Here is a 15,366-nt window from a genome sequence, read left to right on the forward strand (position 1 = left end):
AAACTTCGAGAAGCAGCAGCAGTTCGTCTCAGATGCTTCCCATGAATTGAAAACGCCGCTGACCGTAGTAGAAAGCTATGCGAAGCTATTGAAGCGCTGGGGGACGAAAAAGCCGGAGGTTCTGACAGAGTCGGTGGAAGCAATCTATTCAGAAGCCGTGCGTATGAAGGATATGACCAATCAAATGCTCCTTCTCGCAAACAACAGCGCCGAATGGAATCTGGATGTCAAAGAAATCGACTTGATTCCGATGTGCCAAACGACCATTGCTCAATTGACCAATGCGTATGGCAGATCCTTTCAACTGGGCGCAAACCACGAATCGGTTCTCGTCATAGCCGATGAACAAAAACTAAAACAAGTGCTCGTCGTTTTACTCGACAATGCGATGAAGTACAGCTCCAATGAAATCGAGGTTGGGGTGGGGCTTCAAGGGGACCGTCCTTATTTCTCGGTAAAGGATTACGGAATGGGGATTCCCAAGGAAGATTTGCAGCATGTTTTTGATCGCTTCTTCCGTGTAGACAAAGCCCGCAGCCGCGAAACAGGGGGCGTAGGACTCGGTCTTTCCATTGCCAAACAGATCGTTGATGCCCATCAAGGCGATATTGCACTGGATAGCGAAGAAGGGAAATGGACGCTCGTGACCGTTTTTCTGCCGGGGCAGGCTAAGAAATAGCAGGAGGTACGCATGAATAAAAAATGGAAAATAGGGCTGCTGGCGAGTTTTCTGCTGGTCACTACGGCATTTGGCATGCAACGGATCTTCGCGAGCATGGATTTGCAGTCATTGTCAGCGGAGGAAGTCAAACAGATCGTGACGGCCCGCTACCCGGGGAAGATTGAATCGATTTCCATGACGGATGTAGGAAAAAACAGCATTTACAATCTCCAACTCCTCAATGAGCGCGGAACGTATAGTGTGATGGTGAATGCACATACGGGCGAAATTATTGATTTGAAGGAGCTCTCCTTGGTCGCAGCCACTGCGCAGCCGAAGGCAAATGAAACGGCGACGAATCCAACGCAGCTGGGTTCGAATCCGACAGCCAGTACAGCGCCACAACCGAATAACGGAGGGAAGGATGCTTCGGGCAACGCGACCAAGCCAGCAGGTACGGGGACGGTGGGGACTGTTGCGCCAGGAAAACAACAGCCAGCTACAACCCAAACTCCAACAAAGCAGCAGCCTAAGCCGAATCAAAGCTCGAATCCGCCAGCGCAGCCACAGACCAAAATTACCGAACATCAAGCGAAACAGATTGCGACGGAAAGAACAAGCGGCGGCAAGATCGATGATGTTGATTTAATCGAGACAAAGAGTGGAGCAGTCTATCGGGTGATTACGATAAAAGACTCCAAAACGGTAGATGTACGCATACATGCCATTACTGGAAAAGTACTTTCGACGACCACCATCGACAATAGCTCTACCGATGATGATGACGATGATGATCTGATACCGGCTGATAAAAATGGCAGTGCTCCGGCGGATTCATCTTCAAGTGATGACTCGAGCAACATCGACACCGACGATGATGACCTGGATGATGGTGATGATGATTAAGATCTAGTGTTTAAATAGAGAAAGCCGTCAGTGTCTGCATTGACGGTTTTTTCGTTCGGGAGGGAAAGAGATGATTACATATCCGACAGAAGCAGTTCGGGAGACGATGGAGAGATGTTTTGCGATGTTTCCCGGTATGCTTGAATTGTCTCAGCAGCGAATCAAAACGCGCGATAAGTGGAGTACTTGGGAGATCAGAGTAGGTCATAACCATACAGAACTGGAGATAGACAAAGAAACTGGTTATGTGACGGATTTCGACTTGGATAAAAAAGATCGAGAATGGTTACCTTCTGGCGAACCAATCGATGCCGAGTCAGCGACGGAGCGGGCCATAGGAGTAGCGGAAAAATTATACGGAGATCATCTGAACGAAATGGTAAGAGACCATGTAGCAACATTGAGAGAGTGTAGCGTGAGAAAGCAATGGGAGCTATATTATCGTTATTTTTTTCATGGAATTCCGCATTCAGATGTGTTTTTGAGAATAGCTTTAGACGAGTCGGGAAATTTGGTAGACATACAGTACTGCGGATTTCACGATTTTGATCGCAAACATAAGCCTCCCAAGCCAGAAGTGATAACAAAGGAGGAGGCAAAACAAGCGTACGTTGCTTTATTGGAGAAAAACATGATGCTCATATACGATGAACAGGAAGAAGGGAAGCTCAAGTATATCCCTGATGAGGCAGCGCTGGACTATGTTGTCATTCATGCAAAGACAGGACAAATAGCAAAGACGGTCACAGGGGGAAGACGGCTTGTAGAAAAACACTCAGAGGTCATCCCAATCATAGCCCAAGGGGAACCTCTTGTTTTCGCAAACTTGCAGGAGATTGAGGTGTGGGTAAAGGAACATTTTCAAATAGATTTGACTCATCCAGGGATGAAAAGAGAAACACTTGTGACTCCGAATGAGGATGGGGAAACTTTCAATCCAATGAGCGGATATTTCAGATTCGTTGCCGAAGCGCGGGAACCTGGTTGGCCTTCTACTATCCATTATTTCTGGCCATTACCAGAAGATGAGGAGGCTGAAACTGTTTACGATCCTGATGTTGTATGGGTTACACTCAATCGAACGACTAACGAGCTGCTTGCCTTTACGGTTAACCAAAAAATAGAATATATAGCGCCACGGCTTTCGGAGCACGATGCGTTGCAAATTGCAAAGAGGTTTTTGGAGAAATACATCGAGCGGGGAATTACCGAGCTTCACTATTATGAACTGTGTTTTTTACGTGGTACCGGAAATACCTATTACTTCTATGAGCGCCGACAAGGAATCGTACTCACAAATAGAGTCTACACAGTAAAAGTCAATCCTTGGACAGGCCAGGTAACGGGTTTTTACAAGCACGATGCCCGAAAAAACAAGGAGATTCCCGATCCCGCCTCTGTTGTTTCTACTCGGAGGGTAGCGGAGAGCTTCTTACGCCTGTTTGACATGGAACTGGAATATGTACAAGTGGAGAATAGAGATTCAAATAGAAGAGAAAAAGCTCCTGTTCCGTTCCCGGTTTATCGGCTCAAATATACATGTACAAAGCGTTATAAATATTTCGATGCAATGACAAGCCTGCCAGGCAGATGATTTTGCTTGCGATCATACAGCCCAGTGAAACTGCAGATACTCTTTGACGTAGAAAGAAATGAAGGGAGAGGATGTATCTGTTTTTTGTTGGATTAACGCTTTGCATGATCGCATGGATAGCGGGAGGCGTATTTCTGTATCAAGGGGTTTATGTAACAGGAGCAGTCTTGATTATACTTGGTCTGCTTGTATTGATTAGCATGATCCTCTATTATTCAACAAACCGGAAAAAGCGTAAAAATTGTTCGCCGGATTGCAACTATCTTCCCATTGATTGTCTGGTTCCAGATTGCAATACACCCGATTGCGATTGCAAGCCAGATTGCTCACATTGAGGGAGTGGATGAAGATCAATTTGCAGTGGATACCATGTCATCGGCGCCCAGATCGTTCCTTTTATATAGTGGGTAAAAAAATGCCGCTATGTGCCAGATGTGTTTCGATCCTAGCTGGATACCTGCTGGCGCCTGTTTTTGTAGGGATGCATATCGTGACCTCTTACTATTTGATTGGATTCCTGTTATTGCCAATGCTCATTGATGGCTATACCCAACAATGGAAGTGGCGGACAAGCAATAACAAGCTGCGCTTTTTCACAGGGCTCAGTTTTGGAATTGGTCAGTCTTTACTCATTTCCAATGTCGTTTGGTTTTTGGTAGAGAAACTGAAGTGAACCGAGCTGACTCTATGTACACAAAAATTTCAATTTTATGGTAATCCTTTCACCTGGGACATCCCTCCTATATAATACTGGTGGGGGGATATTAGTGATCCATTATAAGACATACATACGTGGTGAAGATTGCGAATGGGTGACTTTTGTCCATGGGGCAGGGGGCAGCTCATCGATTTGGTATAAACAACTGAAGGCATACAAAGAGAATTTCAATGTTCTTCTAGTAGATATGCGTGGTCACGGAAAATCTAAGAACATCCCAGGCAAGCTGTTCAAAACATATACCTTTGATGATGTCAGCAGAGATATCATTGAGGTTTTGGATCATTTAAAAATCACTTCCACCCATTTTGTGGGGATTTCCTTGGGAACGATCATCGTGCAGATTATTTCGGAGCAGGCCCCGGAGAGAATGCGCTCTATGGTTTTGGCAGGAGCAGTGACGCACATGAACGTGCGGTCGCAGGTACTGATCACATTGGGGAATATGGTCAAGCATTTCATCCCGTACATGTGGCTGTATCGACTGTTTGCATGGGTGATCATGCCGAGCAAGCGTCATAAAGAATCGCGCTCCTTGTTTATCCGCGAAGCCAAAAAGCTTTGTCAAAAAGAATTCAAGAGATGGTTTAAGCTGACAAAAGGCATTAATGGCTTCCTAGGAACCCTCTTTGATAAAGAGCCTCCCATCCCTACCTTGTTCATTATGGGTGACGAAGACCATATGTTTTTGCCGTTCGTCCAGATGCGTGTGAAAAAAAGACAATTTGCACAGTTGAGTCTAGTCGCTGACTGTGGTCATGTCGTCAATGTCGATCAGCCAGAAGAATTTAACCGAATTTCCATCGGGTTTATTCAAAAACAGTCGACCATAGCGCAAGGAATGTATGCATTGAATCCAGCATAGCTTCGTAAGATAAGAACCGCAGAGGATGCTTCTGGGGTTCTTTGTTTTTTCTGTGGTTGCGATTGGTGAAGAAAAATGTTCAAATGAAAAAATGGCGGGTAAACACTGATATATGCAAAAAGGAGGGAAACACATGTCGATTCAAAATGAACATGATTTGCTGTGCTTGAAGCGGATTGGTAGTATTGTGTCAGAGGCAAGAGAGACGATGATAAGGGCCGTGCGAGCAGGCGTGACAACAAAAGAGCTCGACCAGATTGGCGGAGAGATCTTGGCAAAGTACGGAGCGCGGTCTGCACCGAATATCACCTATGATTTTCCTGGGCATACGTGCATCAGTGTCAATCACATTGTTGCGCATGGTATCCCTGATGAAACTGTCCTGAAAAATGGCGATATCATCAATATTGATGTCTCGGCAGAGCTGGATGGATATTTTGCCGATACAGGTGCTTCTATTGTGGTAGGGGAAGGCGAGCCTGAGAAGCAATCCTTATGTCAATGCGCCGAGGAGTCGCTGTACAAGGCATTGGATGCGGCAAAGGCGGGATCGAAGCTAAGCCAGATTGGTCGGATTGTTCACCAGGAAGCCAGGAAAAAGGGCTTTACAGTCGTCAAAAACCTTACGGGTCATGGCATCGGCAAAAGCTTGCATGAAGAGCCTGCTTACATTTTAAATTACTATGACAAAAAGGATAGACGCTTGCTCACAGAAGGTCTCGTGTTGGCAGTTGAAACATTCATTTCAACGGGGACGGAATATGTGGATGATGGCAGGGACGGTTGGGCGCTCATTACGCCTGATAAGAGTTACGTAGCTCAATACGAGCACACCATCGTTGTAACGAAGGGGAAGCCAATTATTTTAACAGCTTGATTGCAGAGAGACCTCAGATGGATGAGGTCTTTTTTTGTGAAGAAAAACTTGCAGAATACCCAATGATTGTATATTCTTTATATAAGAATATATGTTCGCATTACATAGAGGAGGCTTCTTTCCATGAATCGGTGCGGCTGGGTGAATCAGGACCCTATCTATATGGATTATCACGATCACGAGTGGGGAGTTCCTGTGTATGAAGATCGGTTGCTCTTTGAATATTTGAATTTGGAAGGCGCACAGGCCGGACTGAGCTGGTACACGATCTTGAAAAAGCGGGAAAATTATCGAAGAGCGTTTGATAACTTTGAAGCAGATAAAATCGTTCAATACGATGAAGCCAAGATCGAGCAATTGCTGACAGACGAAGGCATCGTTCGAAACAGGCTGAAGATTCGCGGCGTCGTGAAGAACGCCCACGCGTATTTGCGGGTTGTGGAGGAGTTTGGGTCCTTTAGCAGCTATATTTGGTCGTTTGTTGGTGGGAAGCCGATTCATAATCATTTTCAGGAAATGAAGGATGTGCCTGCTTCTACCGAAATCAGCGACAAGATGAGCAAGGACCTGAAAAAGCGCGGTTTTACATTTGTCGGTTCAACCATTTGCTACGCCTATATGCAAGCAGCCGGTATGGTCAATGATCACGTAGCGACATGTGATCTCTATCAAAAAAACTAGGACGAGCTTACGGGGAGGGATGAATGGCATGAACGAGAATGATCTCTTAATCTTAAACTTTGAGGAAGTAAGACGTAGAAGCATCAAAGTTTGGAAGGCAATTCCCAAAGAAATGCTGAACTGGAAGCCTGACGATAAAGCGTTCACGTGCGGGGAAATGATTCGCCATGTCATCGAGGGTGAGTTTTTGTATCACCAAATTTTGATCCAACGGGGAAGCGCCGCCCTGTCTGACATCCCCAATCCGTATGAAACCAAAGAGTTTTCGACCGTAGAAGAAGATTTGGCCTTTACGAAGCCGTATCGAGAAGAATTTCTCCGCTTCGTCAGAGGGCTGTCCAAGAGTGATCTGGAGAGTGTCCGCATCGATCGATCTGATGTAGGCTATGTCCGCACGCTTGGAGACATGCTGCTGCGAATCGCCTATCATGAGTCAGTACATACCGGTCAACTGCTAGATTATATGCGAACGATGGGTGTGGAACGTCCGAATATTTGGGATTAAAAGAGTGCGAAAGATAGAAAAGCAAGCTAGCTCTTCCTGTTGTGAATGCGAGAGGGGCTTGCTTTTTTATTTTTAATAGCTCCTTCTTCATTTAACGTGTTTCTTGCGTGATGGGCAGATAAAACTCAAAAAGTATGAGAATGATGTACTTTTGTAGAATAGGGACATCAGTTGTGTAAGGATAATGTAATACTTCTACACAGGCACGATCTCCATTTGGGATCGTGTTTTTTGATGTGTTCTTTGAGATTTATGCAGTGGGTCAACTGGAAAAATCATTTCCGAAAATCTGGTGGAAAGAACTTGAACTTATTACCATAGTATGAGATACTTGTACTACAAAGAGAACGAGTGTTCCTATTTTGCAATTGGATGTTCGGAAACGACAGAAGGTGAAGCATATGACAGATGAGCAGTTGAAAGAGCATTGCAGAAAAGTGCTCAAGAGGATTGCTTGGCGATTGCAGTACGCCGCCAAGAAGCGCTTGTACAGGGAGACGGTGATCACAGAGGGGATGCGGGGAACGGAAGAAATCGAGGACAACCTGTCGGACCTGTACGTTCAGGAGGTGTTGATGCAACTCCCGGAAAAAGCCCGGATCATTATCAAGCAAGTCGTCATTCAAGGAATGACAGAAGAACAGGTAGCCAAAAAACTGAATATGACCAGACAAGGAGTGAGTAAATGCAAAAACAAATATTTGCGCCAATTGGCCGAGAAGCTGACTCGTTCAGCCTGACCCTCCAAAAAGCACAGTCAGGGGATAATCGGGCCGTATTGACCATCCTCGACTATCTGCTTCCTGACATGGAGTACCTTGCTTCCTTTATCAAACAACCTCGCGAAGAGAGTATGCAAGAAATGAAAACCGCGATGCTCGAAGCGATCCGCAGTGGAGAAGTGATGCTATGATGACGATTGATTACGTTCAGGTTCTCGCGGTTGTCGTGTGCTTCCTTGCTTTAATCGTCACGTTTAAGCAGGTAGATTTGCAGATTCGGATCAATAATCTGTTCAATCTGCAATTAAAGGCAAACAAAGAGAAAAAGAAAGAGCAACTGGAAAAAAAGGAGACTCCGACTGACGATCGGAATCCCCATTAATTGCTTGGGGCAAAGAATACAACTGGTGAGTATCCACTTTCCCCCCTTTCATTATACAAGAAAATGACGATGCAAAGGAGATACGTACGAAATGATAGAAGCAGCATTAATCGGAGCAGTTGTCTTATTGATCGGAGTCATTATCGGACAGATCGGTTTGTCTCAAAGATTAAGAAAAGGCGCAAGAGTCAACGAAAACCGTTAAGCAATCATCCGGACTTCATATATATGACCGAGGGGGAATAGTGCCTTGATCAGCAAAGATGTTTTCATGGAAGCAGTATGCGAGGTGTGTCCGGCAACGTGCTGGGGAAAGAAATCACATTGCCAGGTTCATGATAAGCACGTAGGAAAAATCGATTCTTGCCCGGAGTGGGACAAGTACATGCGGGATCAAGAGGCAAAAGGGCAGCAAAAGACAGTATGTGCTAGAAAAGAAGGCTTCGTCCGGCTGAATGAGAAAGCACCCATCGTAGATTTCCTGCAAAAGGCCGAGGAAGAAATCCGCGACTACAATTACATGCAGATCGAGATCGTTCGTATCCAGCGTTTTTTGCGCGAGGCGGGGGAAGGGATGGTCTCTCAGTACGGATTGGATGCAGGCTTGCCAAAAGGAAAGGGCACCACAGGAGATAGGACGCATGCGGAGGTTGCACGCCGGGAACGAAAGTGGAAGAGGCTGCAAAGTTTGCAGGATAAAATCGAGCGGATCAACAAAGCGGTCGAGACGATTCCGGGGGAGCAGGAACGCTTGGTAGTCGAAGCTTTGCTGGATGGCGATAAGAACAATCTGATTGCCAAAGAAATCGGTGTGTCCCGTCAGCGGTATTATGAAATCAAGCGCAGTGCCGTCATGAAGATGGCGTGGGCGATGTATGGCGATCAGGTTCAGCAGACTGGATAATAAAAAAACAGAGCCCAGCTCGATAGACGAGAAGCTGTCTGATGATGACAGCTTCTTTTCATTTTCACAAGTATGTTGAAACTGACAAAGGTTGACACTTCCTGACACATCGGGTCATTTTCCCGGTTTTTCCTCCAGATCGGTTATACTTGAGTCAAGCGAAACAAGTAAGAGAGATACGAGCCATCCGATGTAGCTATCGGGTGGCTTTTTATGTACGCCGCCGACTCAAATGTCCGGCGAGCGGGGAAAACGGCGATTGGTGCCACACGATGTTGCGAGTTCGAAGCCAAAAGGCTACTCGCTCCCTGCTCGGCGGGTGTTTGCCGTGGATGCCTTGCCAAATGAAGTGAAGTAGTGGGGGGAAGAGACATGTGACGAAGACAGAAGAGAATACCGCAAGTATGGGAGGTGGAAGCTGGATGGATCGTGAGCTAGCCGTTCTCATTGAACTGATGAATGAAGCATATCCAGAGCTGGCTACTGTTGTGAACGTGGACGACTGGATGGCGCAGCGATTCCAGCCGCCTATCGCGTTTCTTTTAACACAAGGGGTCCGTGAAGAAGGAAGAAGCCTCACTTCCTATCAGGTGGTCTCAGAAGCAGCCATCGTCCTCCACTATCCAAAGGTAGAGGGTATCTATCAGCCGCTTTCAGTTGAGCCGCTGCGTGAGCATCTTCGCCAAAGGCAATTTAGCTATCAAGGCAAGACGTCTGGATTGTCCATCGAGATCGACAGTTCCACCTTGCGTATTTGGCGGGACAAAAAGGACCGGACGGAAATCGCGTTCCAGTTCACCTACAACGTGGCGGTGCAGAGAGCGGCCACAGACAAAATCAACGAATTTGATGTAGAGGGGGTCCGATCATAGTGGCACGAAAAGAACAACAAGCACAGGCTCCAGAGCTTGTGCAAACCAAACAAGAGTGGATCAAGAGCGCCGCTTACCTTGGAGCCGAACGGTTCGAGGTAGCAGGTGCTCTTTTTTCTGAAGCAGATGATCAACTACTGGCAGAAGGACAAGTAAAGAGCCGACTGACCAAATACAAAGGCGGGGTGTAAGCATGACCATTCAACGTGAACGTCCGGGTGTAACGGTCGAACTGATCGCAAAAGCAAAAGAACGTGTAGTACCGAAGAGCGGTGTCGTACTGGTGCCGTATCAAGCAGAGTGGGGTGCGCCAGATGAGCTCGTCAAGCTGGGGAGCTTTGAGGAGCGACTAGCGCAAACGTTTGGCAAGGTCGATACCGTGGAGCTGGCAGCAGAAGGCGGCGCAACGATTCTTGCGTACCGCATGACGAATGGCACAGCCACAAAAGCAGCGTATGAGCAGGCTGATGCAATCAGGGTCGAGGCTCTGTATCCGGGTTTGGTAGGTAACGAATTGAAGGTTGTCATCACAGCCTCGACATCTGAGCTAGGTAAAAAAGAACTCCAGGTAACAGGCCCGCTGCAAACCGAGAAGTTTTCGTTTGCGGATGCGAATGAGCTGGCAGCAAAGACGAGCCAATCCAATTATGTACGAGTGAAAAAGCTGGGGGAGACTGCCGTAACAATCATGCCAGAAACAGCTCTGACAGGAGCGAAAAGTGGCACAGTAGCGCTTACCCAAGCTGACTCGACCAAGCTGTTCATGGCTGTGTCTGGTGCTGATTTTGACACAATGTATCTGCCTTTTGACGATGCGGCTGTACAAGCGGCAGCGAAACAATTCATGAGCGATCGTCGCACGCAAAACAAGAAGCTCAGCACGCTGGTGATCGGTGGCAAAGCGGCGGAAGACGAGAACATGGCGAAGCACATCGAACGCTCTGTGGCGCAAAATGCCCGTTTTGTCGTCAATAGTGCTATCGCTGGTCAGCACAACAACGGAAAAGTATACGGTAGCCTCGAGTGGGCCGCATGGGTAGCAGGCATGATCGCAGCGACACCTGCGCATGAATCACTGACGGCCGTCGTCGTTCCATTGAAAAAAGCGCTCAAGGATTGGGGCCACACCGATATTTTGAGTGCACTGGGCTCTGGTACGCTGATCGCAACCCGAGACGGAGATGTGTACATCATCGAGAGCGCCGTCAATACGCTGGCGGTGCTAGGCACGCATGAGCGCGAGGACTACGGAAAAATTCGTGTCAGCATGACGCTGGATCAGATTGTCAACGACATCAGCCAAGTCGGCAAGAAATACAAAGGTAAGCTCGCTAACAACGATTTGGGCGGCGCGGTGTTTGTCTCTGCCGTCAACGCGTACATGACCGTCCGCGAGCAGCAAGGCGCGATTGATACGGGATGGACGTTTACGGATCAAAAGAACGGCATTGGGGATCGCCGTGGCTTCCTCTTGTCTGCGAAGCCGCTTGATGCCATCGAATACTTTGACATTGACTGGGAGGTGCTGTAATGGCTATTGCACGCGATATTAAACTGAAGAACTGCCAAATTTACGATGAAAACGGAGACCCAATCTTCGGTACCCTGGAAGGCAAAATGGTCCTCAAGGTGGAGTACGGCGATACGAATCGTCTGCAAAAAGGAAAAATCCAGACCGTCAACGACTGGCATGTAGAAGTGACATTGAAAATTACCGCAACCAACGCTGCGTTGAAATACTACTGCGTCGATCAATTGACGCAAGGCAAGACCCCAGTCCTCCCATTCCTGATCGGCGAGACGCTGGACAAGGAAGCGGGCAACTCCGAACGCGTCCGCATTTCCAACATCGTGCTGAACCCAGACGAAATTACGCTGTGGGAAGCAAAAGCAGATGGCAACGATCACGCGACCTACGACCTGAAAGGGATGTCCATCGAAAAGCCGGACTACCTCGATGAATTACCAACCTACACGGAATAGGAGAGTGCTTGACTATGAACAAAAAAAAACTCGAGAAATTTTTGGCCAAAGCCAATGAACAAGCTTCCCGAAAAGAAATCACTGTAACCATCGACGGTGACGAGTGGAAGGTTCGCCAATTGAATTTGTCTGAGCTGCGCGATTGCGAACGTATGGCTGACAAAGGCGAGAAAACGGATTGGTTCCTGTACAACGATGCTCGTTTAGTGAAGGCCACTGAGCACGATTTCCCTTGGAATCAGGAAGAGCTGAAGAAAGCGTACAAGGTGGGCACTAAGTACGAGCTCGTCGAGAAAATTTTCCGCGACAATCCGGAAGGCTACACCAAGCTGCTCAATGCTGTCCGTGTAGTCAATGCAACCCAGACAGAAGAAGAAGCCATTGAAGAAGCAAAAAACTAATCCGATCTGACGGCGAGGCCTGGCATATTTGCCGCGCTTTTCTAAAAGGCAGAGGCCGCCCGTCGGATCTACTCGAGTACGAAGTCGATTTGTACAAGCAGAAGCTGTTTGTTTTTGCTTGTCAGATGATTGAGGCGGAGGACGAGGAAAGGGCTGGGGGGTAGGTCTCCCGGCTTTTTCTCGGTTTTGCGGATGTAGACACATCAGGGGAGGACAGGGGGTGAAAGAATGGCAACTGAAAAAGCGAAATTAAAAGCAGCTCGTCAGGAAATGACCAATATGGTCAAGGAAACCGAAAAGCTCACGAAGGCCATGGGCGAAACCAGTAAAGAGATGCACAAGATGGCGAGAGAGTTTTCGGATGGTATGTCGCAGATGCAGCAGGATATGCGGAAGCTGCGTGAGGAAACACAGAAACTGGACAAGATGACAGCGAAGCCAAAGATTGAGTTCAAGGACATGATGAGCAAGCTGGGCGAAGTGAAAAAGGAGCTTGTCGGGCTCGGAGGCTTGGTTACTGGGGTAGCCTTGGGAACTAGTATGGCGTCAGTAACAGACGAAGCAAAGTTAGTCGCTAGAGAGCGTGCGTTGTATGCTGCCAGCGGGAAATCCGAAGATAAAATCAGGAAATTTGAAGAGACTGCAAAACAAATGACCACGCTCAATCCGTACATGAGCCTTTCTAAGGCAATGGATCTTATTTCCAAAGGTGAGCTGGCCAATGCTGACAATGGTGCACAATATGCCAAGCAAGCAGCACTGCTCAATGTTACGACCAAATTTGCTCCAGAGGACACCGTGAAAATGATGGCCGCGATGGGGGCATCTACTCAAACACAAAATGCAGAAAATCTGGCGAATGCGCTTCAGCATATGAGCAATAATGGTGGGGCGAGTGTCAACCTCAAGTTCGTAGAGGCGATGGCGGAACTGAATGCTCAAAAAGGCAATTTTCTCAAAACACCTGAACAAATGGCGACGAGTTTTGAGGCCATGGGGAAGGTTTTGAATGATACAAAGTCATTTAGTATTCTGCGCGAAGGTGCGTTGAAGCAGTTAACGGCTAAAGGCGCATTGACTAGCCAATTCCAGAGTGAATATGTAAACCAAGGTATGAGTGCGGAAGAAGCAAAGACCAGAGCGGAAGAAGAAGCGAAAAGGTTAACAACAGCTCTATCGACTGGAGATAAAGACGCTCAGAACATTGCCTTAGCAAAAGTACTGACAACCACATCTTTGATGAAGGATGACCCGAAAAATCCAACTAAACAACAAGATATAATGACGGCTTTGGGAGGGAGTGGAGGAGAGTTATCGTCCAGCTTGGAAGAAATAAAGAAAATTGCTACAGGTGCGACTGGTTCGAAAGTGAATGCATCGGAGGCGCAGTTGGCTTATGATGCCGCTGTCAATGAGAATGAGTTCATGAAGATGATGCAAGCGCAAAACACAGCGAAAAATGCAGCAATGGACGCGGTCACACAGATTGCTAGTGATTTATCTGGAGTAGCTGTAACGATTTCGAATGTGACCGCGGGATTCTTTAACTGGTTTAACACTTGGTCCCCAGAGGCAAGGCTAGCTGCAGTTTATGTTGGTGGCGCTTTTGCAGCACTTTCTACGCTTGGTGTCATGCTTGCCAGTACAGTTACGGCCATGAAAGGTCTATTGACTACAACACGAGATTTTTTCAGCAGAAAAAAAGAGAAATCTTCTTCCAACGAGAACGCATCGCTTGCCCCTAAAAAAGGCAATTTGGGGGCAGGTGGGAACAAAGGCTGCTGCTGTTGTGATGGCAAGACAACACTGAGACCTTCTTTTAAATATAAATCTAAGAAAAAAGGTGCTTCAGATAGCTCTCAAAGAGGCAATAAGCCTAGTTCGGATACTGGAGGTGCGCCAGAAGAAGGGGCCAAAGCTGACCGCAAGCGCCGAAACGCTTCTCCAACTGCTTCTACAGCAGGACACACACCTGATACTCTTATTGGTGGTTCCCAACGAGAAATCGCCAAAACAGACGGAAAAAGCAAGAACAGCGCCCCAGCTACGTCTTCAGCAGGTAACCAACCTGGTCCAGATAGAGCCGGCAATCTAGCGGAGACCGGCAAAGCTGCAAGTAGAGGCGGCTGGAAAAGCATGCTCAAAGGGGGACTTAGAAGGGTGCCTCTTTTAGGAACTTTACTAGGTGTAACTGCTATTGCAGGTTCAGAAAACAAGCTGGATACTGCAGCACAAGTGGGAGCAGAAGCGCTTGGTGGCTGGGGAGGGGCAGCAGCGGGAGCGGCTACTGGAGCAGCTATTGGTTCGGTGTTACCTGGTATTGGTACAGCAATTGGTGGTGTTGTAGGTGGGGTGATTGGAGGTATGGGGGGATCGTTTGTGGGTGGAGCATTATACGACGGGATCAAGTCGTGGTGGCAGGGCAATACTCCTGCACAATCTGCGACGATGCAACCACCAATACCAGCAGGTCCTCCTATTCCCAATCTCTCACCTGTAAGCAACGATCCAGTAAAATCGCAGCCTGTCTCTATCACTATTCCACAAATCTCGATACCTTTACATGTACAAGGCATGCTACAGGATATCCCGACCATGCTGAAAATGCTTACTGACCCATCTGTCGCTCAACGCATCAAAGACATCATCGAACGCTCGCTGCTGGATGCACTAGAGACGAGGGGAGGAGTAACGACATGATCCGCTTGCAAGGAAAATATAGGCTGACATTTCCAGTCACACCTGCAGAGATCCAGTTTCGCGGCTACGGCAACGACATCGAAAGCACGACATCAATCACGTTATTGTCCGGCAATCGGATCTCTTCCAGACGCCCAAAGTCTATCTCTTTTGACTTCATCTTACCCGGAGACAGTACGGCTCCCTATGTCGAGGTGCAGGGCTATCAAGGGCCCAGACAGTGGCTTGCTGGATTGGATCGCTTAACGGGCTCCGAAGCACTTTTGACTATAGACGAACTTGATCTGGCGTGGAATGTGCTCATCGGGCCATGTGACGGCAAATTTCATGGGAAAAATGTCGATTTTCACGGCTCAATTGAGCTTCCGCTGTTTGTCAAAGACGAATTCATTACGTGGAGCAATCAGACACAGCTTCTATCCCCGGGGGCGGTCATTACAAAACAGCAGCCAGCTCGTCCGAATACAAGCGGGAAGGTAGCAAAGAAGACACAGAAGCAGCAAGCGGCTCCACGGATAGACAGCAAAAAGTTGGAAGATAGGAAAAGAGAGATTCACGAAAAGCTAGAAAGAGAAAACAGGATGTAACGGAGGGC

General features: G+C 47.6%; 21 protein-coding genes. All 21 read left to right on the plus strand.

The features are described from left to right. Positions 1–679: sensor histidine kinase (locus HP568_RS23030; protein WP_173630331.1), on the plus strand; the 679-nt coding region annotated here is incomplete at its 5' end. 12 nt (positions 680–691) lie between these two features. After that, a complete protein-coding gene (locus HP568_RS23035) occupies positions 692–1,567 on the plus strand; it encodes a PepSY domain-containing protein (RefSeq protein ID WP_173630332.1) in 876 nt (291 codons plus the stop codon). 70 nt (positions 1,568–1,637) lie between these two features. After that, a complete protein-coding gene (locus tag HP568_RS23040; RefSeq protein WP_173630333.1) occupies positions 1,638–3,161 on the plus strand; it encodes a YcdB/YcdC domain-containing protein in 1,524 nt (507 codons plus the stop codon). Positions 3,162–3,265: 104 nt separating this feature from the next. Further along, positions 3,266–3,496 carry a hypothetical protein gene (locus HP568_RS23045; protein WP_254551435.1) on the plus strand — a complete coding sequence of 77 codons (231 nt, stop codon included), beginning with the start codon at positions 3,266–3,268 and terminating at the stop codon, positions 3,494–3,496. Between the two features lie 8 nt (positions 3,497–3,504). Continuing rightward, positions 3,505–3,834, plus strand: a complete 330-nt coding sequence (locus HP568_RS23050; RefSeq protein ID WP_173630335.1) for a DUF2085 domain-containing protein — start codon at positions 3,505–3,507, stop codon at positions 3,832–3,834. A 94-nt stretch (positions 3,835–3,928) separates the two neighbouring features. After that, on the plus strand, positions 3,929–4,744 hold the full coding sequence (locus tag HP568_RS23055; protein ID WP_113732288.1) for an alpha/beta fold hydrolase: 816 nt from the start codon (positions 3,929–3,931) through the stop codon (positions 4,742–4,744). 133 nt (positions 4,745–4,877) lie between these two features. After that, positions 4,878–5,621: a type I methionyl aminopeptidase gene (map, locus tag HP568_RS23060; RefSeq protein ID WP_173630336.1), complete on the plus strand. Its 744-nt coding sequence runs from the start codon at positions 4,878–4,880 to the stop codon at positions 5,619–5,621. A gap of 123 nt (positions 5,622–5,744) precedes the next feature. Further along, a complete protein-coding gene (locus tag HP568_RS23065) occupies positions 5,745–6,302 on the plus strand; it encodes a DNA-3-methyladenine glycosylase I (RefSeq protein WP_173630337.1) in 558 nt (185 codons plus the stop codon). Between the two features lie 28 nt (positions 6,303–6,330). Beyond that, the gene (locus HP568_RS23070; RefSeq protein ID WP_048034820.1) at positions 6,331–6,807 is read left to right on the plus strand and encodes a DinB family protein; all 477 of its coding nucleotides are present in this window, start codon (positions 6,331–6,333) and stop codon (positions 6,805–6,807) included. A gap of 401 nt (positions 6,808–7,208) precedes the next feature. Beyond that, positions 7,209–7,547, plus strand: coding sequence for an RNA polymerase sigma factor (locus HP568_RS23075; RefSeq protein WP_048034819.1), 339 nt, complete (start codon positions 7,209–7,211; stop codon positions 7,545–7,547). Beyond that, positions 7,493–7,720, plus strand: a complete 228-nt coding sequence (locus HP568_RS23080; protein ID WP_048034818.1) for a hypothetical protein — start codon at positions 7,493–7,495, stop codon at positions 7,718–7,720. The genes HP568_RS23075 and HP568_RS23080 overlap by 55 nt, the downstream gene beginning before the upstream one ends. Continuing rightward, on the plus strand, positions 7,717–7,911 hold the full coding sequence (locus tag HP568_RS23085; RefSeq protein WP_007723468.1) for a hypothetical protein: 195 nt from the start codon (positions 7,717–7,719) through the stop codon (positions 7,909–7,911). Before HP568_RS23080 ends, HP568_RS23085 begins: the two co-directional genes overlap by 4 nt. Positions 7,912–8,161: 250 nt before the next feature. After that, positions 8,162–8,815: a hypothetical protein gene (locus tag HP568_RS23090; protein WP_048034817.1), complete on the plus strand. Its 654-nt coding sequence runs from the start codon at positions 8,162–8,164 to the stop codon at positions 8,813–8,815. A gap of 232 nt (positions 8,816–9,047) precedes the next feature. After that, positions 9,048–9,173 (plus strand): hypothetical protein, encoded by a 126-nt coding sequence (locus tag HP568_RS30085; RefSeq protein WP_256434952.1) that lies wholly within the window; start codon positions 9,048–9,050, stop codon positions 9,171–9,173. A gap of 16 nt (positions 9,174–9,189) precedes the next feature. Further along, entirely contained in the window at positions 9,190–9,687 is a 498-nt protein-coding gene (locus tag HP568_RS23095) for a hypothetical protein (protein ID WP_309142237.1), read from the plus strand. Further along, the gene (locus HP568_RS23100; protein ID WP_016741308.1) at positions 9,687–9,878 is read left to right on the plus strand and encodes a hypothetical protein; all 192 of its coding nucleotides are present in this window, start codon (positions 9,687–9,689) and stop codon (positions 9,876–9,878) included. The genes HP568_RS23095 and HP568_RS23100 overlap by 1 nt, the downstream gene beginning before the upstream one ends. A gap of 2 nt (positions 9,879–9,880) precedes the next feature. Further along, positions 9,881–11,218: a phage tail sheath subtilisin-like domain-containing protein gene (locus HP568_RS23105; RefSeq protein ID WP_173630338.1), complete on the plus strand. Its 1,338-nt coding sequence runs from the start codon at positions 9,881–9,883 to the stop codon at positions 11,216–11,218. Beyond that, on the plus strand, positions 11,218–11,670 hold the full coding sequence (locus HP568_RS23110) for a hypothetical protein (protein ID WP_007723453.1): 453 nt from the start codon (positions 11,218–11,220) through the stop codon (positions 11,668–11,670). Before HP568_RS23105 ends, HP568_RS23110 begins: the two co-directional genes overlap by 1 nt. A 14-nt stretch (positions 11,671–11,684) precedes the next feature. Beyond that, positions 11,685–12,071, plus strand: a complete 387-nt coding sequence (locus tag HP568_RS23115; protein ID WP_173630339.1) for a phage tail assembly chaperone — start codon at positions 11,685–11,687, stop codon at positions 12,069–12,071. Between the two features lie 228 nt (positions 12,072–12,299). After that, positions 12,300–14,771, plus strand: a complete 2,472-nt coding sequence (locus HP568_RS23120; RefSeq protein ID WP_254551437.1) for a phage tail tape measure protein — start codon at positions 12,300–12,302, stop codon at positions 14,769–14,771. Continuing rightward, complete coding sequence (locus tag HP568_RS23125) at positions 14,768–15,358, plus strand: hypothetical protein (RefSeq protein ID WP_173630340.1); 591 nt, start codon at positions 14,768–14,770, stop codon at positions 15,356–15,358. The genes HP568_RS23120 and HP568_RS23125 overlap by 4 nt, the downstream gene beginning before the upstream one ends. Positions 15,359–15,366 lie beyond the last annotated feature (8 nt).

Source organism: Brevibacillus sp. MS2.2 (genome assembly GCF_013284345.1).
Lineage (GTDB): Bacteria > Bacillota > Bacilli > Brevibacillales > Brevibacillaceae > Brevibacillus > Brevibacillus brevis_C.